The 25,715-nt window shown below is 53.1% G+C and carries 21 protein-coding genes, 1 tRNA gene and 1 pseudogene; 15 read left to right on the top strand and 8 right to left on the bottom strand.

Translation table 11 applies throughout. The features are described 5' to 3' along the window. The first annotated feature begins 60 nt into the window (after positions 1 to 60). Positions 61 to 1,302 carry a multifunctional CCA addition/repair protein gene (locus QEN32_RS03220; protein ID WP_000708449.1) on the top strand — a complete coding sequence of 414 codons (1,242 nt, stop codon included), beginning with the start codon at positions 61 to 63 and terminating at the stop codon, positions 1,300 to 1,302. Positions 1,303 to 1,405: 103 nt separating this feature from the next. Here the strand turns inward: QEN32_RS03220 and bacA are convergent, their stop codons facing one another. Both bacA and folB read right to left on the bottom strand, forming a co-directional pair. Next, complete coding sequence (bacA, locus tag QEN32_RS03215) at positions 1,406 to 2,227, bottom strand: undecaprenyl-diphosphate phosphatase (protein WP_001281933.1); 822 nt, start codon at positions 2,225 to 2,227, stop codon at positions 1,406 to 1,408. A gap of 97 nt (positions 2,228 to 2,324) precedes the next feature. Next, entirely contained in the window at positions 2,325 to 2,684 is a 360-nt protein-coding gene (gene folB, locus QEN32_RS03210; RefSeq protein WP_000355776.1) for a bifunctional dihydroneopterin aldolase/7,8-dihydroneopterin epimerase, read from the bottom strand. A 106-nt stretch (positions 2,685 to 2,790) separates the two neighbouring features. Between folB and plsY the strand changes: the two genes are divergently transcribed. Both plsY and QEN32_RS03200 read left to right on the top strand, forming a co-directional pair. Further along, entirely contained in the window at positions 2,791 to 3,402 is a 612-nt protein-coding gene (plsY, locus tag QEN32_RS03205; RefSeq protein WP_001272784.1) for a glycerol-3-phosphate 1-O-acyltransferase PlsY, read from the top strand. Further along, positions 3,401 to 3,529, top strand: a pseudogene (locus QEN32_RS03200) (fumarate hydratase); the annotation flags it as partial. The gene plsY and the pseudogene QEN32_RS03200, both read left to right, overlap by 2 nt. Before the next feature lie 122 nt (positions 3,530 to 3,651). Here the strand turns inward: QEN32_RS03200 and tsaD are convergent. Beyond that, positions 3,652 to 4,665: a tRNA (adenosine(37)-N6)-threonylcarbamoyltransferase complex transferase subunit TsaD gene (gene tsaD / locus QEN32_RS03195; RefSeq protein ID WP_001264389.1), complete on the bottom strand. Its 1,014-nt coding sequence runs from the start codon at positions 4,663 to 4,665 to the stop codon at positions 3,652 to 3,654. A gap of 227 nt (positions 4,666 to 4,892) precedes the next feature. Between tsaD and rpsU the strand changes: the two genes are divergently transcribed. From rpsU to rpoD, 3 genes are all read left to right on the top strand, one after another. Then, positions 4,893 to 5,108 (top strand): 30S ribosomal protein S21, encoded by a 216-nt coding sequence (gene rpsU / locus QEN32_RS03190; RefSeq protein ID WP_001144069.1) that lies wholly within the window; start codon positions 4,893 to 4,895, stop codon positions 5,106 to 5,108. Positions 5,109 to 5,343: 235 nt separating this feature from the next. After that, the gene (gene dnaG, locus QEN32_RS03185; protein ID WP_000918865.1) at positions 5,344 to 7,089 is read left to right on the top strand and encodes a DNA primase; all 1,746 of its coding nucleotides are present in this window, start codon (positions 5,344 to 5,346) and stop codon (positions 7,087 to 7,089) included. Between the two features lie 149 nt (positions 7,090 to 7,238). Next, the gene (gene rpoD, locus QEN32_RS03180) at positions 7,239 to 9,086 is read left to right on the top strand and encodes an RNA polymerase sigma factor RpoD (RefSeq protein WP_001519776.1); all 1,848 of its coding nucleotides are present in this window, start codon (positions 7,239 to 7,241) and stop codon (positions 9,084 to 9,086) included. Positions 9,087 to 9,209: 123 nt separating this feature from the next. Here rpoD and mug read toward each other — a convergent pair whose 3' ends face one another. Then, the gene (gene mug / locus QEN32_RS03175; protein ID WP_000237776.1) at positions 9,210 to 9,716 is read right to left on the bottom strand and encodes a G/U mismatch-specific DNA glycosylase; all 507 of its coding nucleotides are present in this window, start codon (positions 9,714 to 9,716) and stop codon (positions 9,210 to 9,212) included. 125 nt (positions 9,717 to 9,841) lie between these two features. Between mug and QEN32_RS03170 the strand changes: the two genes are divergently transcribed. After that, a tRNA-Ile gene (locus tag QEN32_RS03170) sits at positions 9,842 to 9,917 on the top strand. Between the two features lie 79 nt (positions 9,918 to 9,996). On the opposite strand, the gene QEN32_RS03165 is transcribed toward QEN32_RS03170, so the two are convergent. After that, the gene (locus QEN32_RS03165) at positions 9,997 to 10,764 is read right to left on the bottom strand and encodes a siderophore-interacting protein (RefSeq protein ID WP_061423685.1); all 768 of its coding nucleotides are present in this window, start codon (positions 10,762 to 10,764) and stop codon (positions 9,997 to 9,999) included. 231 nt (positions 10,765 to 10,995) lie between these two features. Here QEN32_RS03165 and QEN32_RS03160 point away from each other — a divergent pair, with 231 nt between their 5' ends. After that, positions 10,996 to 11,643 (top strand): PadR family transcriptional regulator, encoded by a 648-nt coding sequence (locus tag QEN32_RS03160; RefSeq protein ID WP_000983434.1) that lies wholly within the window; start codon positions 10,996 to 10,998, stop codon positions 11,641 to 11,643. On the opposite strand, the gene QEN32_RS03155 is transcribed toward QEN32_RS03160, so the two are convergent. Together QEN32_RS03155 and QEN32_RS03150 are read right to left on the bottom strand one after the other, a co-directional pair. Next, a complete protein-coding gene (locus QEN32_RS03155) occupies positions 11,640 to 13,208 on the bottom strand; it encodes a methyl-accepting chemotaxis protein (RefSeq protein ID WP_000478462.1) in 1,569 nt (522 codons plus the stop codon). The two genes, QEN32_RS03160 and QEN32_RS03155, sit on opposite strands and share 4 nt — an antisense overlap. Before the next feature lie 386 nt (positions 13,209 to 13,594). Beyond that, on the bottom strand, positions 13,595 to 15,115 hold the full coding sequence (locus tag QEN32_RS03150) for a PAS domain-containing methyl-accepting chemotaxis protein (protein ID WP_000094639.1): 1,521 nt from the start codon (positions 15,113 to 15,115) through the stop codon (positions 13,595 to 13,597). Between the two features lie 429 nt (positions 15,116 to 15,544). Here QEN32_RS03150 and ygjG point away from each other — a divergent pair, with 429 nt between their 5' ends. Together ygjG and QEN32_RS03140 are read left to right on the top strand one after the other, a co-directional pair. Next, positions 15,545 to 16,924 (top strand): putrescine aminotransferase, encoded by a 1,380-nt coding sequence (ygjG, locus tag QEN32_RS03145; protein WP_001520281.1) that lies wholly within the window; start codon positions 15,545 to 15,547, stop codon positions 16,922 to 16,924. Positions 16,925 to 17,094: 170 nt separating this feature from the next. Then, positions 17,095 to 19,113, top strand: a complete 2,019-nt coding sequence (locus QEN32_RS03140; protein WP_001728593.1) for an NADPH-dependent 2,4-dienoyl-CoA reductase — start codon at positions 17,095 to 17,097, stop codon at positions 19,111 to 19,113. Positions 19,114 to 19,193: 80 nt separating this feature from the next. Here the strand turns inward: QEN32_RS03140 and rlmG are convergent, their stop codons facing one another. Continuing rightward, positions 19,194 to 20,330 carry a 23S rRNA (guanine(1835)-N(2))-methyltransferase RlmG gene (gene rlmG, locus QEN32_RS03135; RefSeq protein WP_000019989.1) on the bottom strand — a complete coding sequence of 379 codons (1,137 nt, stop codon included), beginning with the start codon at positions 20,328 to 20,330 and terminating at the stop codon, positions 19,194 to 19,196. 85 nt (positions 20,331 to 20,415) lie between these two features. Between rlmG and QEN32_RS03130 the strand changes: the two genes are divergently transcribed. From QEN32_RS03130 to sstT, 5 genes are all read left to right on the top strand, one after another. Further along, complete coding sequence (locus QEN32_RS03130) at positions 20,416 to 20,913, top strand: M48 family metallopeptidase (protein ID WP_000202966.1); 498 nt, start codon at positions 20,416 to 20,418, stop codon at positions 20,911 to 20,913. Between the two features lie 151 nt (positions 20,914 to 21,064). Further along, a complete protein-coding gene (locus tag QEN32_RS03125) occupies positions 21,065 to 21,757 on the top strand; it encodes a vancomycin high temperature exclusion protein (RefSeq protein ID WP_000951045.1) in 693 nt (230 codons plus the stop codon). Positions 21,758 to 21,845: 88 nt separating this feature from the next. Further along, positions 21,846 to 22,844, top strand: coding sequence for a Gfo/Idh/MocA family oxidoreductase (locus QEN32_RS03120; RefSeq protein ID WP_127175193.1), 999 nt, complete (start codon positions 21,846 to 21,848; stop codon positions 22,842 to 22,844). Positions 22,845 to 23,112: 268 nt separating this feature from the next. After that, positions 23,113 to 24,081 (top strand): TerC family protein, encoded by a 969-nt coding sequence (locus QEN32_RS03115; RefSeq protein WP_001098833.1) that lies wholly within the window; start codon positions 23,113 to 23,115, stop codon positions 24,079 to 24,081. A 254-nt stretch (positions 24,082 to 24,335) separates the two neighbouring features. Further along, entirely contained in the window at positions 24,336 to 25,580 is a 1,245-nt protein-coding gene (gene sstT, locus QEN32_RS03110) for a serine/threonine transporter SstT (RefSeq protein WP_000235363.1), read from the top strand. The last annotated feature ends 135 nt before the right edge of the window (positions 25,581 to 25,715 follow it).

The following is a 25,715-nucleotide window of genomic DNA, read 5'->3' as shown; positions in this document are numbered from 1 at the left end:
CGCCTTCTCTGCGGCACTGTCTTATCATTAGAGGATGATCGTTTTTAAAAGGAAAGTGGCGTGAAGATTTATCTGGTCGGTGGTGCGGTTCGGGATGCGTTGTTAGGGCTACCGGTTAAAGATAAAGATTGGGTCGTTGTCGGCGCCACGCCGCAGGAGATGCTTGATGCGGGCTACCAGCAGGTAGGCCGTGATTTTCCTGTGTTTCTCCATCCGCAAACTCACGAAGAATACGCGCTGGCGCGTACTGAGCGTAAATCCGGTTCCGGCTACACGGGCTTCACCTGTTATGCCGCGCCGGACGTTACCCTGGAAGCCGATCTCCAGCGTCGCGATCTGACCATTAATGCTCTGGCGCGCGACGATGACGGCCAGATTATCGACCCTTACCACGGGCGCCGGGATCTGGAGGCGCGTCTACTGCGCCATGTCTCTCCCGCGTTTGGCGAAGATCCCTTGCGCGTATTGCGCGTGGCGCGTTTTGCCGCCCGTTACGCTCATCTGAGTTTCCGTATCGCCGATGAAACACTGGCGCTAATGCGCGAAATGACCGCGGCAGGCGAGCTGGAACATCTGACGCCGGAACGGGTATGGAAAGAGACGGAAAATGCGCTTACCACCCGCAATCCGCAGGTTTACTTCCAGGTATTGCGCGACTGCGGCGCCCTGCGCGTCCTGTTTCCGGAAATCGACGCCCTGTTTGGCGTGCCCGCGCCGGCAAAGTGGCATCCGGAAATTGATACCGGAGTTCATACGCTGATGACGCTGTCGATGGCCGCCATGCTCAGTCCGCAGCTTGATGTCCGTTTCGCCACGCTTTGTCATGATCTGGGCAAAGGCTTAACGCCGAAAAACCTCTGGCCGCGCCATCATGGCCACGGCCCGGCGGGCGTGAAACTGGTCGAACAGTTATGCCAGCGTTTGCGCGTCCCCAATGACCTGCGTGATTTAGCTAAACTGGTCGCCGAATACCATGATCTGATCCACACCTTTCCGATACTCCAGCCGAAAACGATCGTTAAGCTGTTTGACGCCATTGATGCATGGCGTAAACCGCAGCGCGTCGAGCAGATTGCGCTGACCAGCGAGGCCGATGTCCGTGGACGTACCGGATTTGAAGCGTCGGATTACCCGCAGGGGCGCTGGCTGCGCGAAGCCTGGCAGGTGGCCCAAGCGGTACCGACGAAAGAGGTGGTGGAGGCCGGATTTAAGGGCATTGAGATTCGCGAGGAGCTGACCAAGCGACGAATTGCAGCGGTCGCCAGCTGGAAAGAGAAGCGCTGCCCGAACCCCGCCAGCTAACGCCATCCGGCACGATAAATTGCCTGATGGCGCTGCGCTTATCAGACCGACAAAACAGTTAGGCCGGACAAAGCGGTACGCCGCCATCCGGCACGGTCAATCATCAGAAGAAGACAACGTAAACGGCAGCCGCCACCACAAAGCGGTAAATCGCAAACGGAATAAACGAGATACGCTTAATCAGTTGCAGGAAGGTCTTGATAGCGATCAGCGCCACCACAAACGCCGTCACAAAGCCCACCGCGAACATTGGAATATCCGCTGCGGTCAGGAATGACCAACTTTTGTAGAGATCCAGAACCGTTGCGCCCATCATCATCGGCACAGCCAGTAAGAACGAGAACTCAGAGGCGGCGTAACGGCTAACGCCCATCAGCATCCCACCGGAAATGGTCGCTCCGGAACGCGAGAAGCCCGGCCACAGCGCCAGACACTGGAAACAGCCAATCATAAACGCCTGACGATACGTCATATCATCCAGCCCCGGCGCGCGCGGTTCTTTCGGCTTCAGGCACTCGGCGGCAATCAGCAACAGACCGCCTACCACCAGCGCGTACATCACGTTAATCGGGTTAAATAGCGACTTGATCGTGTCATGAAAGACTAACCCCAGCACCACCGCCGGAATCATGCCCAGCAGGATGTGAATCAACGTTAATCGACCTTTACTTTCACCTTCACGCTGTAGCGGGCGGCCAAAGTGAATACCGATGAGACCAAACAACCGCCGCCAGAACATCACCACGACCGCCAGAATAGATCCAAGTTGAATCACCACTTCGAATGTCTTGGCCGTATCGCCTTCAAACCCCAGCAGATGACCCACAATAATCATATGGCCCGTGCTGGATACCGGCAAAAACTCCGTCAATCCTTCGACCACACCCAAAATTGCCGCTATCAGCAGCGAGTGCATATCGCTCATCAATAAACCCCTAAAATGAAAAACACTGCAAAAATGGATCTCGCGTTAAGACCCCATATATAACCGTTTGGTTTAAAAAATATAAAATTATTTATTTTTATTTCAGATTATTGCCACGCTCAATAATTACCCCTACGTTCGCCGCGCGCGCGACGGCGCCAGGCTTGCTCAGTTTGATGCGAACCCACGGAGAATTAAATCGGCTAAGCAGCAGATCCGCCACCTCTTCCGCCACGCGCTCGACCAGAGCAAAACGCCCGCCTTCGACATGATTTATCACCGTGTCGGCGATATCCGCATAACTTAGACAATCTGCGACATCATCGCTTTTCGCCGACTTACGGTTATCCCACGCCATTTCGATATCGAACACCAGTTTTTGCTCGATAGTCTGTTCCCAGTCGTAAACACCGATAGTGGTGATTACCGAAAGTTGCTCTATAAATACAATATCCATCACGACCTGCCTGCTTTTTGGCTAACCCGGATACCACTTCCGGCGAAATGTGCGTATTATCCACAGAAATAGTAAATAAAACGACACTTTCAATACGGAACAGCTTATGAGTGCAATCGCGCCTGGAATGATCCTCTTCGCGTACCTCTGCGGCTCAATTTCCAGTGCCATTCTGGTTTGCCGCATCGCCGGGCTGCCCGATCCGCGAGAAAGCGGCTCCGGCAACCCGGGCGCGACGAACGTATTACGAATCGGTGGCAAGGGAGCGGCTGTCGCGGTACTTATTTTTGACATCCTTAAAGGCATGTTGCCCGTCTGGGGCGCGTATGCGTTAGGCGTTACCCCTTTCTGGCTGGGGCTTATCGCTATCGCCGCCTGTCTGGGGCATATCTGGCCGGTCTTTTTTGGCTTTAAAGGTGGGAAAGGCGTAGCAACCGCATTTGGCGCCATTGCGCCCATCGGCTGGGATTTAACCGGCGTTATGGCTGGCACCTGGCTGCTGACGGTCCTGTTAAGCGGTTATTCATCGTTAGGGGCGATTGTCAGCGCCTTGATTGCGCCGTTTTACGTCTGGTGGTTTAAACCGCAGTTCACCTTCCCGGTGTCGATGCTGTCATGTCTCATTTTGCTGCGCCATCATGACAACATCCAGCGTCTGTGGCGTCGCCAGGAGACGAAAATCTGGACGAAGCTGAAAAAGAAACGCCAGAAAGATTGAGCTGGAACTGCGTCTGGAAGAGGGCCTCAACCGTCTGGGGATCGGCCCACAAGGGTTGACCGGCAATAGCTCGGTGATGGGCGTACATATCGAATCCGCCGCGCGTCACCCTTCCACCATTGGCGTGGTTAGGCGCGATTTTCGGCCTGATCTTCCTGGTGCTGCTGATCGTCTCCAGGCAGTTGTGGATGCCCATCGTTTTGCTGTAAATCCGTTGGGGCGGCATGATGTCGCCCCCTTTTTCCGCTTTTACGCCGCCGGCAGCTCGGCCAGCGGCCAGCGCGGACGTACCGTTACGCCAAGATCCGCCGTAACGCCCGCCTTAAACCGCACCATTCCGGCATAGGCGATCATCGCCCCGTTGTCGGTACAAAATTCCGGGCGCGCATAGAACACTTCGCCGCGGCGTTTTTGCATCATTTCGGCAAGCTTCGCGCGCAGCGTGCGGTTAGCGCTGACGCCGCCCGCCATGACCAGACGCTTAAAACCGGTGCTTTCCAGCGCGCGCTTGCACTTGATCATCAGCGTATCCACGACCGCATCTTCAAAAGCGCGCGCGATATCAGCGCGAGTTTGTTCGTCGTCGCCATTACTACGAATGGTGTTAGCGGCAAAGGTTTTCAGACCGGAAAAACTAAAATCCAGCCCCGGGCGATCGGTCATCGGGCGCGGAAAGACAAAACGCCCCGCCGTCCCCTGCGACGCCATTTTCGACAGCATCGGGCCGCCAGGATAATCCAGCCCCAACAATTTGGCGGTTTTATCAAACGCTTCACCGGCGGCATCGTCAATCGACTCTCCCAGCAGTTCGTACTGACCGATTCCGGTCACGCTAATGAGCTGCGTATGTCCGCCGGAGACCAGTAGCGCCACAAACGGGAAATCCGGGGGATTATCTTCCAGCATCGGCGCCAGCAGATGCCCTTCCATATGGTGTACAGGAATGGCCGGCACATTCCAGGCAAATGCCAGCGAACGCCCGACGGTTGCGCCGACCAGCAGCGCGCCGACCAGGCCCGGGCCTGCGGTATAGGCCACCGCGTCGATATCGCTCGCCGTCAGACCGGCTTCTTTTAATGCCGCCTGAATCAGCGGCACGGTTTTACGCACATGATCGCGGGAAGCCAGTTCAGGCACTACGCCGCCGTAGTCAGCATGTAATTTCACCTGACTATACAATTGGTTGGCTAACAGACCTTTTTTGTCGTCGTAAATAGCGATGCCGGTTTCATCGCAGGATGTTTCAATACCCAGTACACGCATGACTTGTTTTACCTCGCTCTAATACCGCGCAGTGTAGGTCGAATGCGGGTGGATGTATACCCTCAGTCCCGACTTCGTGTATACTCCCTCACCTTATAAAAGTCCCTTTCAAAAAAGGCCGCGGTGCTTTACAAAGCAGCAGCAATTGCAGTAAAATTCCGCACCATTTTGAAATAAGCTGGCGTTGATGCCAGCGGCAAACCGAATTAATCAAAGGTGAGAGGCACATGCCGGTAATTAAAGTACGTGAAAACGAGCCGTTCGACGTAGCTCTGCGTCGCTTCAAGCGTTCCTGCGAAAAAGCAGGTGTTCTGGCGGAAGTTCGTCGTCGTGAGTTCTATGAAAAACCGACGACCGAACGTAAGCGCGCTAAAGCTTCTGCAGTGAAACGTCACGCGAAGAAACTGGCTCGCGAAAACGCACGCCGTACTCGTCTGTACTAATCTTTTGAGAGCGGGCTGCTCTCAATTCAGATCGAGTTGTAGTTGTAAGGCCGTGCTTCCGAAAGGAATGCGCGGCTTGTTTTCGTTTATGCATTAGCATATACACAAAATCATTCATGCTGCGTCCAGGCGGCAAGAGAGCAAGTCCCCGGCGCTTACGCAAGTCAGCGACAGGGGTGAGCGAACGTAGCCAACACTACGGCAGCCTGAAGAATGACGTGTATAAAAGGGGCATATGGCTGGACGAATCCCACGCGTATTCATTAATGACCTGCTGGCGAGAACCGATATCGTCGATCTGATCGACGTGCGCGTAAAACTCAAGAAACAGGGCAAGAACTATCACGCGTGTTGTCCATTCCATAATGAGAAAACCCCTTCTTTCACCGTAAACGGTGAAAAACAGTTTTATCACTGCTTTGGATGCGGCGCGCATGGCAATGCGATCGACTTTTTGATGAATTACGACAAGCTCGAATTTGTCGAAACCGTCGAAGAATTAGCGGCCATGCATAACCTGGAAATTCCCTATGAAGCAGGCACCGGGCTTAGCCAGATAGAGCGCCATCAACGGCAAAACCTCTATCAGTTGATGAATGGTCTGAATGACTTTTATCAGCAGTCGCTTACCCATCCTGCGGCAAAACCTGCGCGTGACTATCTGCAAAAGCGCGGTCTGAGCGCTGAAATTATTCAGCGTTTCGCCATTGGCTTCGCGCCGCCAGGTTGGGATAACGCGTTAAAGCGCTTCGGTAATAACAGCGATAACAAGGCATTGTTGCTGGATGCCGGGATGCTGGTCAATAACGAGCAGGGCAGCACTTACGATCGTTTCCGTAATCGGGTCATGTTCCCTATTCGGGACAAACGCGGCAGGGTGATTGGTTTTGGCGGTCGAGTTCTGGGGAACGACACGCCGAAATACCTTAACTCTCCGGAAACGGACATTTTCCATAAAGGCCGCCAGCTATATGGTCTTTATGAGGCTCAGCAATATAGTGCTGAACCGCAACGCTTGCTTGTGGTCGAAGGTTATATGGATGTCGTCGCACTAGCGCAATACGACATTAACTATGCGGTCGCTTCGCTGGGTACCTCAACCACGGCAGACCATATGCATATGTTATTCCGGGCAACGAACAACGTAATTTGCTGTTACGACGGCGACCGGGCTGGCCGTGATGCCGCCTGGAGAGCGCTGGAAACAGCAATGCCTTATATGACCGACGGTCGGCAGGTACGCTTTATGTTTTTACCTGACGGCGAAGACCCGGATACGCTGGTGCGTAAAGAAGGCAAGGCGGCTTTTGAAGCGCGGATGGAGCAGGCACAGCCGCTCTCTACGTTTCTGTTTAATAGCCTCCTGCCGCAGGTGGATTTAAGCTCGCCGGATGGCAGCACGCAGTTAGCCGCACTGGCGCTGCCGCTCATTAATCAGGTGCCTGGCGACGCGCACCGTATTCAGTTGCGCCAGACGTTGGGGCTGAAGTTAGGCATTTTCGATGATAGTCAGCTTGATCGTTTAGTGCCAAAACAGGCGGAAAGCGGCGTTTCCCGCCCGGCTCCGCAGCTAAAACGCACGACCATGCGTATACTGATAGGATTACTGGTGCAAAACCCGGATCTCGCGCCGTTAGTGCCGCCATTAGACGCGCTGGATCAGAATAAGCTGCCTGGACTTGGCTTATTTAAAGAATTGGTCAAAACTTGTTTGGCTCAGCCAGGTCTTACTACCGGACAACTTCTGGAACTCTACCGTGGCACAAATGATGCTGCGACCCTTGAAAAATTATCGATGTGGGACGATATAGCAGATAAGGCGATTGCCGAAAAAACCTTTACCGACTCACTCAACCATATGTTTGATTCGCTGCTGCAACTGCGACAAGAAGAGCTGATCGCTCGCGATCGCACTCATGGTTTAAGCAGCGAAGAACGCCGAGAGCTCTGGACGTTAAACCAGGAGCTGGCCAGAAAATGAATTTAACGGCTTAAATGCCGCATATCGATCGGGAAGCCCCCGACAGCCGCAGTGAGAGGCAGCGGCCAAAATATAAGTATGCCCTCGCTTTAAATGTCGACAGCTATACCGTCGACACCAATCAAACGAATAAGTGTGGATACCGTCTTATGGAGCAAAACCCGCAGTCACAGCTGAAACTTCTTGTCACCCGTGGTAAGGAGCAAGGCTATCTGACCTATGCTGAGGTCAATGACCATCTGCCGGAAGATATCGTCGATTCAGATCAAATTGAAGATATCATCCAAATGATCAACGACATGGGTATTCAGGTAATGGAAGAAGCGCCTGATGCCGATGATCTGCTGCTGGCTGAAAATACCACCAGCACCGATGAAGATGCGGAAGAAGCTGCTGCACAAGTTCTGTCCAGTGTTGAGTCTGAAATCGGTCGTACGACTGACCCGGTACGCATGTATATGCGTGAAATGGGCACTGTTGAACTGTTGACCCGGGAAGGCGAAATCGACATCGCTAAACGTATCGAAGACGGGATCAACCAGGTTCAATGCTCCGTTGCCGAATACCCGGAAGCCATTACCTATCTGCTGGAACAGTACGATCGCGTTGAGGCTGAAGAGGCTCGTTTGTCCGATCTTATCACCGGCTTTGTCGATCCGAACGCGGAAGAAGAGATGGCGCCGACCGCAACTCACGTCGGTTCTGAACTCTCCCAGGAAGACCTGGATGATGACGAAGACGAAGATGAAGAAGACGGCGACGATGACGCAGCCGATGACGACAACAGCATTGACCCTGAACTGGCACGCGAAAAATTCGCTGAACTGCGCGCGCAATACGTCGTTACGCGCGACACCATCAAAGCGAAAGGCCGCAGCCATGCTGCCGCGCAGGAAGAGATTCTGAAGCTGTCTGAAGTGTTCAAACAGTTCCGTCTGGTACCGAAGCAATTCGACTATCTGGTCAACAGTATGCGCGTGATGATGGATCGCGTGCGTACCCAGGAACGTCTGATCATGAAGCTCTGCGTCGAGCAGTGCAAAATGCCGAAGAAGAACTTTATCACGCTGTTTACCGGTAACGAAACCAGCGAAACCTGGTTCAACGCCGCTATCGCGATGAACAAACCGTGGTCGGAAAAACTGCACGATGTCGCGGAAGAAGTGCAACGCTGCCTGCAAAAACTGCGGCAGATTGAAGAAGAGACCGGTCTGACCATCGAACAGGTGAAAGACATCAACCGTCGCATGTCTATCGGGGAAGCGAAAGCCCGCCGTGCGAAGAAAGAGATGGTTGAAGCGAACTTGCGTCTGGTTATTTCTATCGCTAAGAAATACACCAACCGTGGCTTGCAGTTCCTTGACCTGATTCAGGAAGGCAACATCGGTCTGATGAAAGCGGTAGATAAGTTCGAATACCGTCGCGGCTACAAGTTCTCCACCTACGCTACCTGGTGGATTCGTCAGGCGATCACCCGCTCTATCGCGGATCAGGCGCGCACCATCCGTATTCCGGTGCATATGATTGAGACCATCAACAAGCTCAACCGTATTTCTCGCCAGATGCTGCAAGAGATGGGCCGCGAGCCAACGCCGGAAGAGCTGGCTGAACGGATGCTGATGCCGGAAGATAAAATTCGTAAGGTGCTGAAGATTGCCAAAGAGCCTATCTCCATGGAAACGCCGATCGGCGACGATGAAGATTCGCATCTGGGTGATTTCATCGAGGATACCACCCTCGAGCTGCCGCTGGACTCTGCCACTACCGAGAGCCTGCGTGCCGCCACTCACGACGTTTTGGCTGGCCTGACCGCTCGTGAAGCGAAAGTGCTGCGTATGCGTTTCGGTATCGATATGAACACCGACCACACGCTGGAAGAAGTGGGTAAACAGTTCGATGTTACCCGCGAACGTATCCGTCAGATCGAAGCGAAGGCGCTGCGTAAACTGCGCCACCCGAGCCGTTCTGAAGTGCTGCGCAGCTTCCTCGACGATTAATTCGCCGCACACGTATAAACGCCGCCGCAAGGCGGCGTTTTTTTATCAGGCCATGCGCAAGCGCCCTATTTGGCCTGCAGAATTTCTACACAGCGCGAGTATTCGCGCCCTCATTCCCCATTGCTATAGCCCACGCATAATGAGCGCTTGATCCAGTTCGCGATAGGCCTCGACCAGTTTTTCCGTTTTAATTCGGTTTAAGCCACTGGGATTCGGCAACACCCACACCATCGTCGCGCCAATGGCGATCTTTTGTTTACCCCAGGCGATACCGCGCTGGCTGAATCCCTGTTCAAAAGCCTGTTTACCAAGCACCGCCAGCGCCGCGGGCTGGTAGTCCTCTATCTTTTCAATCAGGTTGCGTCCGCCGCTACGTAATTCATGCAACTTCACCTCAGTCGCTTGTACCGTCGGCCGATCGACGAGTTTCGTTACCCCGCAGCGAAAATCCAGTAATTTTTCCGCCTCTTCCGGTTTCAACTGTCGATCGGTGAAACCGGCCAAATGAATAACTTTCCAAAAACGATTCGCGGGATGTGCAAACGGAAAGCCGGTATTCGCCGAGGAGAGTCCCGGATTGATGCCGCAAAAAACCACCCGTAGCCCTGGCGCCAGTATGTCCTTAACCATTATTACTCCTGAGCAATACAACGTTCTTTAAGTATAACGGGTTGAAAACACATTGTTTATAAAAACAGCACCCGCACGGTTACGGCTGGATTACAGCGTAAAGTTACATTATAATCCACCGCCACGGCCCCTTAGCTCAGTGGTTAGAGCAGGCGACTCATAATCGCTTGGTCGCTGGTTCAAGTCCAGCAGGGGCCACCAAATTTTAGCTTTAAAATCATATAATTAAGCCACTCTAAAGAGTGGCTTTTTTGTTTCTGACAGGGCTCGCCCCATACCGCTATTTACGATGCCAATAGGCTGCCGCACGTACCAGGTGTGGATCAAACCCCTTTTCAAAGCACTGACTTAAACGTTTTACCGTTTTGCCTTCGCCAGTAATCCAGATGAAATAGTCTGATTCTGGTATTGTCAGCTGCGACAGGCGCGTTTGCATTGCCTGTTCATCGCCGCCAACAACATATTCCACAGTAATGTCCGTCAAATGGGCGAGATAATCGCAGTATGCCGCATCCTGAATGCTCACCAGCGCGGTTACCGCAGGGCGCGCAGGCAGACGACTAAGCGATTCCAGACGACGACGTAGCGCAGGCATACCGGACTCATCGCAGACATAAACCTGACAGGCATAATCTTCCGGCACCACCAGCGAACCGCGCGGCCCGCCGATCGTCAGTGTATCGCCTTCACGGGCTTCCATTGCCCAACGGCTGGCTACGCCGCCATCGTGGATAAAGAAATCCAGCGCCAGCTCGCGACGCGCCTCATCATACAGCGGCGTGTAATCCCTGGAGACCGGACGAACGCCCTCCCCCCAGATAATGCCTTCCTCAGTGACTGTCGGGGGCGTAAAGCGACAGCCTGACTCAGGGAAAAAAACTTTCGTGTGATCGTCAAAGCCCAGGGAGGTGAAACCGTCCAGCGCCTCGCCGCCAAGTACGATCCGCTGAAATCCTGCGCTAATACGTTCTACCCGCAGAACGGTCAGCTCGCGAAAACGCAGTTCATTACGAACACGCTGTGGATAGCGTGCGGATGATGTCGTCATTTTTTGCCTTCGTGAAGTAATACGATATATCTAAATTAAAGTTTTAAATGATAATGATTGTTAATCAGTAAAAATGCAACTGTTTTTTGATAGTGTTCTGGCAACGCGTCGCTAACTATAACCTTAGAATAAAATGTTATAAATTAATAGATTATAGCAAAAATCGCTTTTACCCTTGCTAAAAAGCATCATTTAGATATAAATTAGATATATCTAAATAAGTAGGAGGCAATGATGCAAAATCAACATGAAGGGTGTTGCAAAAACCGGGATCATAAGCACGACGGTTGCTGCAAAGATCGAGAACATCAGCATGAAGGCTGCCATAGCGCGCATCAGCATGAGAACGCCAGTTGCGGCGGCGAACACCGTCACGGACACGGCTGTGGTCGTCATGGACAGGGCGGTGGTCGACGCCAGCGATTTTTTGGCCACGGGGAACTTCGGCTGGTCATTCTTGATATCCTGACCCGGGACGCCAGCCACGGCTATGAACTGATTAAAGCGATAGAAAACCTGACGGGGGGCGGCTATACGCCAAGCGCTGGCGTGATCTACCCTACGCTGGATTTTTTACAGGATCAGCAATTTATCACGATTAGCGACGAAGAAGGCGGGCGGAAAAAAATCGCGATTACCGCGAACGGCGCGCAATGGCTTGATGAAAATCGCGAACACCTGACGCATATTCAGGCGCGGCTAAAAGCCCGTTGTGTGGGCATGGAGTTACGTAAAAATCCGCAGATGAAGCGGGCGCTGGATAACTTCAAGGCCGTGCTGGATCTGCGGATAAACCACAGCGATATCAACGACGCGCAAATCAAACGCATTATCGGCGTGATTGATCGCGCGGCGCTGGAAATCGCCGAACTGGATTAAGCGGGCTGCGTGTCCTCTTCGCGGACGCGGAACACGTTAACCAGCTCTTTTAAATGTAACGCCTGTTCGTTCAGCGACGCCGCGGCGGCAACAGACTCTTCCACAAGGCAGGAGTTTTGTTGCGTGGCGGCGTCAATCAGGCCAATCGCGCTGTTAATCTGCGAAATACCGTCAGTTTGCTCGCGGCTGGCCTGCCCAATCTCACGTAATATCACATCCATCTCTTCGACGTTATCCACCATGCCATTAATCAGGGCGCTGGCTTTCTCCACCAGGTGCATCCCTTCCTGAGTCTGACTGGTTGAATCTTCAATCAAATTACGGATTTCACTGGCTGACGAGGCGCTCTTTTGCGCCAACTGGCGAACCTCTCCGGCGACAACGGCAAAACCACGCCCATGTTCGCCCGCGCGCGCCGCTTCAACCGCCGCGTTCAGCGCCAGAATATTGGTCTGAAAGGCAATAGAATCAATGATATTGATGATATCCGACATACGATTTGCCGTATCGTTAATGACGCGCATTTTCTGCGTCACTTGATTCATCATCTCCCCATTGTTTTTCACCACGCTGGCGGCGCCGGCAGAGAGTTTGGTCGCTTCACTGGTATGATCGGCTGTGTTTTTAACCGTGGCGGTAATCTGTTCCATCGACGCCGCCGTTTCTTCAACCGAGCTGGCCTGCTCTTCCGTACGCGCCGCCAAATCCTGGTTACCGGCGACAATTTGCGCCGCCGCCGTGGAGATACTCTCCGAACCGTTTTGCACTTCCTGTACGATATCCAGCAGACGCGTTTTCATCGCCATTAATGCTTGCAGTAGTACGCCTGTTTCATCTTTATAGTCGGTGGTGATATGACGAGTCAGATCGCCATCGGCAATCGCCTCGGCAAAGCGTACTGCGTCATCAAGCGGCCGGGTAATAGAACGCACAATATACCATCCCATTACGCCTCCGGCGGCGATGCTTATCAGCGCCAAAGTGATTAACAGCGTCCGATTATTTTTAAAATCCTCTTTGACCTGCACGCTCGCTTCATGCATCTGCGCGTCCTGAACAGCGATAAGTTCCTGGACTTTGTCCTTATAGACTTTTTGCACCTGCACCGTTCTGGTCATCATCTCCTGAATGGCCGCCTGACGATTATTGCTTTGAATATCTTTCAAAATACGGAATCTGGACTCCAGGTATTGCTGGCGCGCTTCACGGATCTCATTAATGATTTTCTGTGAATCCGCATCGTGACTATTTTCCCTGGAAAGCTCATCCAGTAGCGCCGAAATGCGCTGGCTTATCTCACTGAGTTCTTTCTGCGAGCTCTGGCTCCAGCGCCCCTCTTCATCCAGTAACATGAGCTGCTGCGCGATGATGAAATCATTAAAATTATCGATTAACAGATTGGCTTTTACCGTGGTGGGATAATCATTGGTAATAATGTCCTGCATACCCGTATTAGCCCGATCAAGGCTAAACAAAGACAGAGCGGAACTCACCACCATGAGAACAATGAATAAGCCAAAGGCCATAAATAATTTTGAACGTATTTTAATGTTATGCAAAAACATATTTTCTCCCTGGGATTGCATATCCTCATACAGGAAGATTTATCGGCAATAATGTTACTAACTTTATGATATTGATCGCTTTTTATTTCGGAACATTATTAGTAAGTAATTTTTATTGTTCACAGAAAGATGAACCAAAAGTGACATAAATTGGCACTAATAATGAAAGAAATACGCTAAAAGGTTAACCATTTCTTATTTATTAACTGAGTTTATACCTATTAATAGGTAGGTAGGAAGAAGGAATAAATATCACATTATTTTTAACATCACAGGCCACTGGTACTCTCTATGATGGCAGGCACCGCCTTCTATCAGAGCGCATCCGCCCGGTAAGCTTATTGCTACCGGGCGGATGTCATTACCGTTGCGACCTACAAATAAACTTAATGCAGTACCGTGACCGCATCCTCCAGCCGGCTGGCACGGTGTTTTACCATTGCGGAGACTTGTGCGCTCTCTTCCACCAGCGCCGCATTCTTCTGGGTTATGCGGTTCAACTCGTCCACGGCGCGAGTCAGGCTGGAAAGCCCATCTGTCTGTTCCTGCGTCGACTGGCTGATCCGTGCGATAAGCAGGGTGACATTTTGCACCTGGGCTACAATGTCATCCATGGTACGGCCTGCGGCGTGAACCTGCTCGGAGCCTGACTGCACCTTTGTTGCGCTGGCGTCAATTAATTTACGAATATCGTTCGCCGCATTAGCGCTACGGCTGGCAAGATGACGTACCTCGCCAGCAACCACGGCAAACCCTTTCCCCTGCTCACCCGCTCTCGCCGCTTCTACCGCCGCATTCAGCGCCAGGATATTCGTCTGAAAAGCGATATCGTTAATTAGCGTGGTGATCGTCCCGATACGTTGCGTACTGTGAGCGATATCATCCATCGTTTTAATCACCGTATCCATCGCCTCACCTCCCTGAGTCGCCGCGCTACTGGCCGCCATGGAAAGCTTATCCGCAGCGGAAGCCGTCTCGGAATTGAGCTTCACGGACTCCGCCATCTGGTTCATGGTCGTTACCGTTTCCTGAACATTCTCCACGGTCTGACGGGTGTGTTCGTTCAGATCATTGTTACCCTTCGCCAGCCTTTCACTGCCGTTTCTGACGCTGGAAACCTGACTTGATACGTCATTGATCAGCCAGCGGCACATCAAGCCAAGCTGCCCCACGGCCCTCAGCGTCAGCCCCAACTCATCGCTACGATTAAGATGTTGTACGCTGTTGCGTTCGCCGGTCGCCACTTTCAGCGCCTGCGTCGCCACATTTTCAATGGGACGCACAATTTGCCATTCCAATAGCGCCGTACCTGCCAGCATCGCCAACGCGCCCAAAAACAACGCCTGCCATGAGGCATCCGTACCGAACAGCGCCAACGCCAGCATTACGGCCATTAGCCCCATAATGCTGCGCACTCGCCAGCGAACAGGCATAGCGGGCAGTTTGCCCAGCAAGCCCTGACGAACCACCAGGCCTTTATGAATACGTTTACTACACCGCCCTTCATTTAGCGCCTGATATAAAGGCTCGACGGCGGCAATCTCATCATCCGTGGCGCGGGTACGGATCGACATATATCCCGTCACACGCCCTTCACGTATCATCGGTACCGCGTTGGCCCGCACCCAATAATGGTCGCCGTTTTTACGCCGGTTTTTCACAATGCCGCTCCACGGTTCGCCCTGTTTTAGGGTGTACCACATATCTGCGAAGGCAGCTTTCGGCATATCCGGATGACGCACCAGATTATGTGGCTGCGCCAGTAACTCGTTTAACTGATAGCCGCTCACCTGGACAAAAGTGTCATTGGCGTGAGTGATATAGCTTTCCAGGTCGGTCGTAGACATCAGAGTGGTATCATCATCCAGCGGGGTATTTAGCTGGCTGACGTAGGGATGAGAAGACATGATAGCGTCCTGTGCAGGTTATCTGGATGTTAATTTTTCGCTCAGATGTTATTTCGGCGCTAATCTATTTATCTTTAGTTGTTAAAATTGCTCTGGATCGCAATTTGCGATTAATCCTTAATATTTGTACGATTTTTACCTCATCCTGCGCCTTATTTTCATTATGAAATTGTTTAGCGTGGACAACCTTTTTCTTTAAAATCTGCCCTGGCTCACCTTTTTCTCACGCCGCCGCTACCGCAACACACCGTAAACCGTAAAACAAGATCTGCTCAAAATGCATCCAATTGTTAACGCATGACATTAAATGTTGTGTAAATGTGATTATTCCTGGTGTTTATCCCGATTTTCACTATGGGCTTAGACCCCCGCTAATCCCTGCAATACTTAATTCAGTATCATGTGATACACGGCCCTCTGGAGCTCATTTTGAACAGGTTACCTTCCAGCGCATCGGCTTTGGCCTGTAGCGCGCACGCACTGAATCTCATCGAGAAGCGAACGCTAAACCATGAGGAAATGAAAGCACTAAACCGAGAGGTCATTGACTACTTTAAAGAGCATGTAAATCCAGGATTTCTGGAATACCGGAAATCTGTTACCGCCGGCGGGGATTACGGAGCCGTAGAGTGGCAAGCGGGCAGTTTGAATACGCTTGTCGACACCCAGGGGCAGGAGTTTATCGACTGTCTTGGGGGGTTTGGCATCTTTAACGTGGGGCACCGTAATCCTGTTGTGGTATCCGCCGTCCAGAATCAACTCGCAAAACAACCTCTCCACAGCCAGGAGTTACTTGATCCCTTGCGGGCGATGCTGGCAAAAACGCTGGCGGCGCTGACACCGGGGAAACTCAAGTACAGCTTTTTCTGTAACAGCGGCACCGAATCCGTCGAAGCGGCGCTAAAACTGGCAAAAGCGTATCAGTCGCCGCGCGGCAAGTTTACCTTTATCGCCACCAGCGGCGCATTTCATGGCAAATCATTGGGCGCGCTCTCCGCCACGGCCAAATCCACCTTCCGCAGACCCTTTATGCCTTTACTGCCGGGCTTCCGCCATGTGCCGTTTGGCAATATCGACGCGATGAGCATGGCATTTAGCGAAGGCAAAAAAACGGGCGACGAGATAGCAGCCGTGATTCTGGAGCCTATTCAGGGTGAAGGCGGCGTGATCCTGCCGCCGCAGGGATACCTGACAGAGGTACGTAAGCTCTGTGATGAATTCGGCGCGCTGATGATTCTGGATGAAGTACAAACCGGCATGGGGCGTACCGGCAAGATGTTTGCCTGTGAGCACGAAAATGTGCAGCCTGATATTCTGTGTCTGGCGAAAGCCCTGGGCGGCGGCGTGATGCCGATTGGCGCCACCATCGCGACTGAAGAGGTGTTTTCGGTTCTGTTCGACAACCCCTTCCTGCATACCACCACTTTTGGCGGTAATCCGCTGGCTTGTGCTGCCGCGCTGGCGACCATTAACGTCCTGCTGGAGCAAAATCTCCCGGCCCAGGCGGAACAAAAAGGCGATACGCTCCTGGATGGTTTTCGACAACTTGCGCGTGAATATCCCAATCTGGTACACGATGCGCGCGGCAAAGGTATGTTGATGGCCATTGAATTTGTCGATAACGAAACGGGCTACCGTTTTGCCAGTGAGATGTTCCGTCAACGCGTGCTGGTCGCTGGTACGCTGAATAATGCGAAAACAATTCGTATTGAGCCACCGCTCACGCTAACCATTGAACTGTGCGAACAGGTATTGAAATCAGCGCGTAATGCGCTGGCGGCGATGCAGGTGAGCGTTGAAGAGGTTTAAAAACGATGCCGGATGGCGCTATGCTTATCCGGCCTGTTTTCCCCGGGTCGCGGCCTCTTTTTTGAATCCCATCACAATCACCACATTCCCCTTTTCCCTTTTACCTCGCGACGGCTACAGTAGTAACTCATCCGACCACATAACAATAATTTTACATACTGGATACGCTTATGAGCTACCCATCGCTGTTCGCCCCGCTCGATCTGGGCTTTACTACTCTCAGAAACCGCGTGCTGATGGGATCGATGCACACGGGTCTGGAAGAACATCCTGATGGCGCCGAGCGCCTGGCGGCATTTTATGCCGAGCGCGCGCGACACGGCGTAGCGTTAATCGTCACCGGCGGTATTGCGCCCGTTCCCTCCGGGGTCGTGATGACCGGCGGCGCGATGCTGAACGATGCCAGCCAGTTAACGCCTCACCGCGTGGTGACCGATGCCGTACATGCGCAAGGCGGTAAAATCGCGCTGCAAATTCTGCACACCGGACGTTACAGCTATCAGCCGCACCTGGTCGCGCCGTCGGCAATTCAGGCGCCAATCAACCGCTTTATGCCGCATGAACTGACGCATGATGAAATCTTGCAGTTAATCGACGACTTCGCGCATTGCGCGCAACTGGCGCGGGAAGCAGGCTACGATGGCGTAGAGGTGATGGGATCAGAGGGCTATCTGATTAATGAATTTCTCACGCGGCGAACTAACCATCGCGATGACGAATGGGGCGGCGACTATGTCAGCCGTATGCGCTTCGCGGTTGAGGTAGTACGCGCGGTACGCCAGCGGGTAGGGAACGACTTTATTATTATCTATCGCCTGTCGATGCTCGATCTGGTGGAAAATGGCGGCACGTTCGACGAAACGGTACAACTGGCGCAAGCCATTGAAGCCGCAGGCGCAAGCCTAATTAATACCGGCATTGGCTGGCATGAGGCGCGAATCCCGACCATCGCCACGCCAGTACCGCGTGGCGCCTTTAGCTGGGTGACGCGGAAACTCAAAGGTCATGTGTCGGTTCCGCTGATCGCGACCAATCGCATTAACGATCCGCAGGTCGCCGAGACGATCCTGACGCGCGGCGATGCTGATATGGTGTCGATGGCGCGTCCCTTCCTTGCCGATGCCGAATTCCTGACTAAAGCGCAATCCGGACGCGCAGATGAGATCAACACCTGTATCGGCTGTAATCAGGCCTGTCTGGATCGGATCTTCATCGGCAAAGTGACCTCCTGTCTGGTGAACCCACGCGCCTGTCACGAAACCCACATGCCGATAACGCCGGCCATACGCAAAAAGAACCTGGCCGTTGTCGGCGCAGGCCCGGCGGGGCTGGCTTTCGCGATTAACGCCGCGTCGCGCGGCCATCATGTCACGCTGTTTGACGCCCAGAGTGAAATTGGCGGTCAGTTTACTATCGCCAGGCAGATCCCGGGTAAAGAGGAGTTTTACGAAACGCTGCGCTACTACCGTCGAATGATCGATGTTACTGGCGTTACGCTGAAACTGAACCAACGGGTGAACGCAGAGGATCTTCAGCCGTTTGACGAAGCGATCCTCGCCTGCGGAATAGTACCGCGCCGCCCGCCGATAGACGGTATTGATCATCCAAAGGCATTGACCTACCTGGAGGTATTGCGCGATAAGGCGCCGGTTGGTAAACGAGTGGCGATCATCGGCTGCGGCGGGATCGGTTTTGACACGGCCATGTATCTGAGCCAGCACGGCGAATCCACCAGCCAAAATATTGCTGAATTTTGTACGGAATGGGGAATTGATACCAGCCTGCAACAGGCAGGCGGTCTGCGCCCGGAAGGCCCACGCCTGGCACGTAGTCCACGGCAAATCGTCATGCTGCAACGCAAAGCCAGCAAGCCGGGCGAAGGATTAGGTAAAACCACCGGCTGGATCCATCGCGCGACGTTACTGGCGCGCGGCGTGAAGATGATCCCGGCGGTCAGTTACCAGAAGATCGACGACGACGGATTACATCTCTTGATCGGCGGCGAACCGCAGTTGCTGGAAGTGGATCATGTGGTGATCTGCGCCGGACAGGAACCTCGCCGCGAGCTGGCGGACCCGTTACGCGCCGCAGGTAAAACGGTACATCTTATCGGCGGATGCGATGTCGCGATGGAGCTGGATGCCCGACGGGCGATTGCCCAGGGCACCCGACTGGCGCTGGAGATTTAACGACTTTGCCTGATGGCGCTGCGCTTATCGGGCTTACGCCGTCATACCGGTTTTATAGGCCGGTATGACGCTTGAGCGCCTTATCGACGGCGTCCCTGCTTCACCGCTTTCAAAATAACAAATTTATTGTTGGTTGCTATCGTCGCGCAATTACCGAAAATCTTCTTCAGCTTGTGGAAATAGTCCAGATGGCGGTTCGCCACAATATACAGTTCGCCGTTGATTTTCAGGCAGCGGCGGGCATGATGGAACATCTCCCAGGCGATATTATCCGTTAGCGCATGTTTCTGGTGGAACGGCGGGTTGCAGAACACAGCGTTAAAACGGAACGGCTCCACGCCGGAGAGCGCATTGTTGATCATAAATTCGCAGCGTTCGAACGCTTCCGGCAGGTTCGTTTCTACATTCAAACGACTGGAATCTACCGCCATCGGCGATTCATCGACAAATACCACGTTCGCCTGCGGATTTTTCGCCAGTAAGCTCAGGCCAATCACCCCATTGCCGCAGCCGAGATCGACAATCTCCCCGTCGAGGTTTTCCGGCAAATGCTGCATAAAGAAGCGCGCGCCGATATCCAATCCGGTACGAGAAAACACATTCGCGTGGTTGTGAATCGTCCAGCCTGTATCTTCCAGTTTCCAGCTTAGCGTTTGCGGCGCGTCGGCCAGTTGCGGATGACTGAAGGTACAGTTAATCAGGCGCGCTTTCTTCCACGCCAGCGTCGTCGTGGTTGGGCCCAGCACTTTTTCAAACAGTTCCAGCGTAGAGGTATGAATATCACGCGCTTTCGCGCCGGCGATAATACGCGTTTGCGCCGTAACGACTTTACGCAAAGCGCGTAACTGCTGTTCCAGCAACGCCAGTGTTTTCGGTACCTTAATCAATACCACGCCCGGCGCCTGCGGGTAGTCAGCGGTACTGTCGAGAAACGTTACGCTGGACTCCGCGATGCCGTTATGGCGTAAATTCTCTCGCGTACCCAGTTCGCTTAAATACGAATCGCCAATACTGTATGGCGAATGCTCCGCCAGCGCACAGCTTAGCGCGCCAAACGTATCATTCAGGATCAGCACCGGGCCGCGAATTTCCGTCTCATCCAACTGTTGCAGCAGATACTCATCGGCCGCCTCCCACGCCAGAAGCGGGTTAACATCATCCGTTTGCGGAAAACGTTTCAGCGTCAGTGAACGGAAACCGTCGTCTACGTGGCTCATTAGGCCTCCTGAATGGTAAAATTGCGGCGTTATCCCTGAAAAGGGTGCGTGAGTATACACTTTTTATCAGCAACATGGAGCTTTGATGACCTCACTAACTTACCTTCAGGGGTATCCGGAACATCTCCTTGCCCAGGTGCGCGCCTTAATCGCCGAGCAGCGCCTGGGAGCGGTGCTGGAAAAACGTTATCCCGGCGCGCATGATTACGCCACTGACAAAGCGCTATATCACTATACTCAGGAACTGAAAAGTCAGTTTCTGCGCAATGCGCCGCCCATCAATAAAGTGATGTATGACAGCAAGATCCATGTGCTGAAAAATGCGCTGGGACTGCATACCGCTGTCTCGCGCGTTCAGGGCGGCAAGCTCAAGGCAAAGGCGGAGATCCGCGTCGCTACCGTGTTTCGCAACGCTCCGGAGCCATTCTTACGGATGATTGTGGTTCACGAGCTGGCGCACCTGAAAGAGAAAGATCATAACAAAGCGTTTTATCAGCTCTGCTGCCATATGGAACCGCAGTACCATCAACTGGAGTTTGATACGCGACTGTGGCTGACGCATCAGGCGCTGTCGGCACAATAAATTCTGAAAATGCCCCTTCCCCCGTATCTTTTTAACGGCGTGGGCATAAAATCGGCGCGTTCACATTTCGCTCATTGCCTGCCGCCACGTCAAGGATGACGATCTGTAGAGGGTATTTTTTATCCACCGCCAACGGAACCGCGCAACAACCATGCTCTCACAATGTGCCCGTTTTATCCGCCGCCTCTGTTTTACACGCCGGGCGTTAACAGTGGCGTGTTTTCTGCTTGTCGCGGCAGGCGTCGCGCTTTTCTATTCCAACTGGCTTATCGTCAACGCCTCGCAGCATCTGACATGGAATGACATTCAGACCGTTCCCGCCCGCAACGTCGGGCTGGTGTTAGGCGCTAAACCCGGCAATCGGTATTTTACCCGGCGGATTAATACTGCCGCCGCGTTGTATCACGCCGGTAAAGTGAAGTGGCTGTTAGTCAGCGGCGATAATGGCAAAAAAGAGTACGATGAACCTTCGGCGATGCAGCAGGCGCTGATAGCGAAAGGTGTGCCGGAAGCGGCCATTTTTTGTGATTATGCCGGATTCTCCACGCTGGACTCCGTAGTTCGCGCCCGGAAAGTGTTTGGCGAAAGCCGCATTACGATTATCTCGCAAGCATTCCATAATCAACGGGCGATCTGGCTGGCGCAACAATATGGCATTGACGCTATCGGCGTTAACGCGCCGGATCTGAATAAAAGGCACGGAACCTACACACGACTTCGGGAAAAGCTGGCGCGGGTTAGCGCAGTGCTGGATGCCAAAATTTTGCATCGTCAGCCTAAATATCTGGGCGCTGGCGTCACTATTGGGGCTGATAGCGCACACGGGTGCCCTTCTCGCCAGTAAAATGCCAGAGTGCGTCGCAGCGCACTGGCAAGGGCGGAAAGGCGTGCTACATTGACGAAAAATCCCTTTCTGGAGTCCGCTGACGTTTATGATACGTTTCGCTGTAATTGGGACTAACTGGATCACGCGCCAGTTTGTCGACGCCGCCCATGAAACCGGCAAATTCAGGCTCGCCGCCGTTTACTCCCGTAGTCTTGAACAGGCGCAGTCTTTCGCAAATGATTATCCCGTCGAGCATCTGTTTACCTCGCTGGAAGCGATGGCGCAAAGCGACGCGATTGAGGCGGTTTATATCGCCAGCCCGAATTCCCTGCATTTCTCCCAGACGCAGCACTTTTTGCAGCATAAAAAACATGTCATGTGCGAAAAGCCGCTGGCTTCTAACCTGGCGGAGGTTGATGCCGCTATCGCCTGCGCGCGCGATAATCAGCGGATACTGTTTGAAGCCTTTAAAACCGCCTGCCTGCCCAATTTCCTGCTGCTGCGGGAATCGTTGCCGAAAATCGGCAGAATGCATAAAGCATTCCTAAATTACTGCCAGTACTCTTCACGTTATCAGCGCTATCTGAACGGTGAAAATCCGAATACGTTTAATCCGGCCTTCTCCAATGGTTCGATTATGGATATCGGGTATTACTGTCTGGCGTCGGCGATCGCACTATGGGGCGAGCCGCGCAGCGTTCAGGCGTCGGCGAATTTATTGGAAAGCGGAGTAGATGCACACGGCGTCGTGGTTATGGATTACGGCGATTTTAGCGTCACGCTACAGCATTCCAAAGTCAGCGACTCGGTACTGGCCAGTGAAATTCAGGGCGAGAGGGGATCGCTGGTCATTGAAAAGCTGTCGGAATGCCAGAAAGTGTGTTTTGCGCCGCGCGGCGCGCTGATGCAGGATCTGACCCAGCCTCAGCATATTAATACCATGCTGTATGAAGCCGGGGCGTTTGCCCAGCTTATTGAAAACCACGCCGTGGAACATCCGGGGTTGTCGCTAAGTCGCGCCACGGCAAAATGGCTGACAGAAATACGCCGTCAAACCGGGGTCATCTTCCCGGCGGACGATCTGACCCATCCCCTTACTGCGTAAAATTATGTAAATCATATGTTACAGGTCATTGACTCTACGCGTGGCCTGTCATACTTTGTTACGCGCAAAGGGGAGTAACTTCATTGCCGGTCGATCGTCATTACGATGTGTGCAAAACCACATCCGGTCACCGGGCAGCCATAAAGGAATGCGTCAGCGTATTCCTTTATTGTTGTAAGTGAGACCTTGCCGAATGGCAAGGTCTATGCATAAAAGCAGCGGCTAATGCCATTCGGCGTTAGCCGTTTTTTTTGCATGGGGAGAAATAATGAATACTGTTGGTACGCCATTATTATGGGGTGGATTCGCGGTTGTTGTGGTGATAATGCTATCCATCGACCTGTTGTTGCAGGGACGCCGTGGCGCACATGCTATGTCGATGAAACAAGCGGCAGGATGGTCAATCCTGTGGGTAACGCTCTCGCTACTGTTTAACGCCGCTTTCTGGTGGTATCTGGCTGAAACGCAAGGGCGCGAAGTTGCTGACCCGCAGGCATTGGCGTTCCTTACCGGCTATCTGATTGAGAAGTCGCTGGCCGTAGATAACGTCTTTGTCTGGCTGATGCTGTTTAGCTATTTCTCCGTCCCTCCGGCTCTGCAACGCCGGGTGCTGGTGTATGGAGTTCTTGGCGCGATCGTGTTGCGTACTATCATGATTTTCGCCGGTACCTGGCTTATCACTCAGTTCGAATGGCTGCTGTATGTGTTCGGCGCCTTCCTGCTGTTTACCGGCGTAAAAATGGCGCTGGCGAAGGAAGATGAATCCGGCATTGGCGAAAAACCGATGGTGCGTTGGCTGCGCGGGCATCTGCGCATGACCGATACGATCGAGAACGAGCACTTTTTCGTACGTAAAAACGGCCTGCTGTATGCCACGCCGCTGCTGCTGGTGCTGATTATGGTTGAGTTCAGCGATGTGATCTTCGCCGTTGACAGTATTCCGGCGATCTTTGCGGTCACCACCGACCCGTTCATCGTACTGACCTCTAACCTGTTTGCCATCTTAGGACTGCGCGCGATGTACTTCCTGCTGTCCGGCGTGGCGGAACGCTTCTCGATGCTGAAATATGGTCTGGCGGTCATTCTGGTCTTTATCGGCATTAAGATGCTGATCGTCGACTTCTACCATATTCCTATCGCGATTTCGCTGGGCGTAGTGTTTGGCATTCTGACCATTACGCTGGTGATTAACGCCTGGGTTAACCATCAGCGCGATAAGAAACTACGAGCGCAATAATCTTTTATCGGGGTAAACCTGCCCCGTCAAAAACGCCCGGCAGCGCACACCTGTCGGGCGTTTTTGTTTAACATGTCACAATACTGTTAATATAAAGTTATAAAACATGATCGCAGCAAAAAATCCAGGATATTTCGCTTCCCGAACCTTCAACTTTCCTTATACTCAACCAGGCAAACACTTTGTTACATCCTGAAAGATGCGCCGTAAGAGCGTGCAGGGGATGACCAGCAACACAATACAAGGAACATGAAATGGCTACGCAACGAGCATCAGGGCTACTGCAGCGTTTAGCGCAAGGCAGTCTGGTTAAACAAATTTTAGTGGGTCTGGTACTGGGGATTTTACTGGCATGGATTTCTAAGCCTGCGGCAGAAGCGGTTGGCTTGCTTGGCACCCTGTTCGTCGGCGCCTTAAAAGCGGTCGCCCCCGTTCTGGTGCTGATGCTGGTAATGGCCTCGATCGCCAACCACCAGCACGGCCAAAAAACCAATATTCGCCCTATTCTCTTTCTTTACCTGCTAGGCACCTTTTCAGCCGCGCTGGCGGCCGTTGTGTTCAGCTTCGCCTTCCCTTCAACCCTGCATCTGTCCAGTAGCGCCCAGGATATCGTGCCGCCGTCCGGCATTGTAGAAGTCCTGCGCGGTCTGCTGATGAGCATGGTGTCGAACCCCATCGACGCGCTGCTGAACGCTAACTATATCGGGATTCTGGTATGGGCCGTCGGTCTGGGATTTGCCCTGCGTCATGGTAATGAAACCACCAAAAACCTCGTGAACGATATGTCTAACGCCGTGACCTTTATGGTGAAACTGGTGATCCGTTTCGCGCCAGTCGGTATTTTTGGTCTGGTTTCATCAACGCTTGCAACCACCGGCTTCTCCACCCTGTGGGGCTATGCGCACCTGCTGGTCGTCTTGATTGGCTGTATGCTGCTGGTCGCGCTGGTGGTCAACCCGCTGTTGGTATTCTGGAAAATTCGTCGCAACCCTTATCCGCTGGTGTTCGCCTGCCTGCGTGAAAGCGGCGTTTATGCCTTCTTTACCCGCAGCTCTGCCGCCAATATTCCAGTGAATATGGCGCTGTGCGAAAAGCTGAATCTGGACAGGGATACTTACTCCGTTTCCATTCCGCTGGGCGCCACTATCAATATGGCCGGCGCGGCAATTACCATTACGGTTCTGACGTTGGCGGCAGTCCATACGTTAGGCGTCCCGGTGGATCTGCCTACAGCGTTGCTGCTGAGCGTGGTGGCCTCGCTGTGTGCTTGCGGCGCCTCCGGCGTGGCAGGCGGTTCATTGCTGCTGATCCCGCTGGCGTGCAACATGTTTGGCATCCCGAACGATATCGCGATGCAGGTAGTAGCGGTCGGCTTTATTATCGGCGTATTGCAGGATTCGTGTGAAACGGCGCTGAACTCATCTACCGATGTTCTGTTCACTGCGGCAGCCTGCCAGGCAGAGGACGAACGTCTGGCGAATAACGCCTTGCGTAGCTAAGTGATTATCGATGCCGGATGGCGTATGCCATCCGGCGTAACGATAGATCTGAATCTCCCAATCCGTAGGCTGTGACGTAAAGCGAATTTATATCCACACGCAATATCCTCGCGTAACGTTATATGTAGATGGCGT

Origin of the sequence: Salmonella sp. SA14318 (genome assembly GCF_029866905.1) — a bacterium.
Classification (GTDB): domain Bacteria; phylum Pseudomonadota; class Gammaproteobacteria; order Enterobacterales; family Enterobacteriaceae; genus Salmonella; species Salmonella enterica.
Note: the sequence above shows the minus strand (reverse complement) of the source record. Positions and strands in the feature narration are given on the sequence as shown.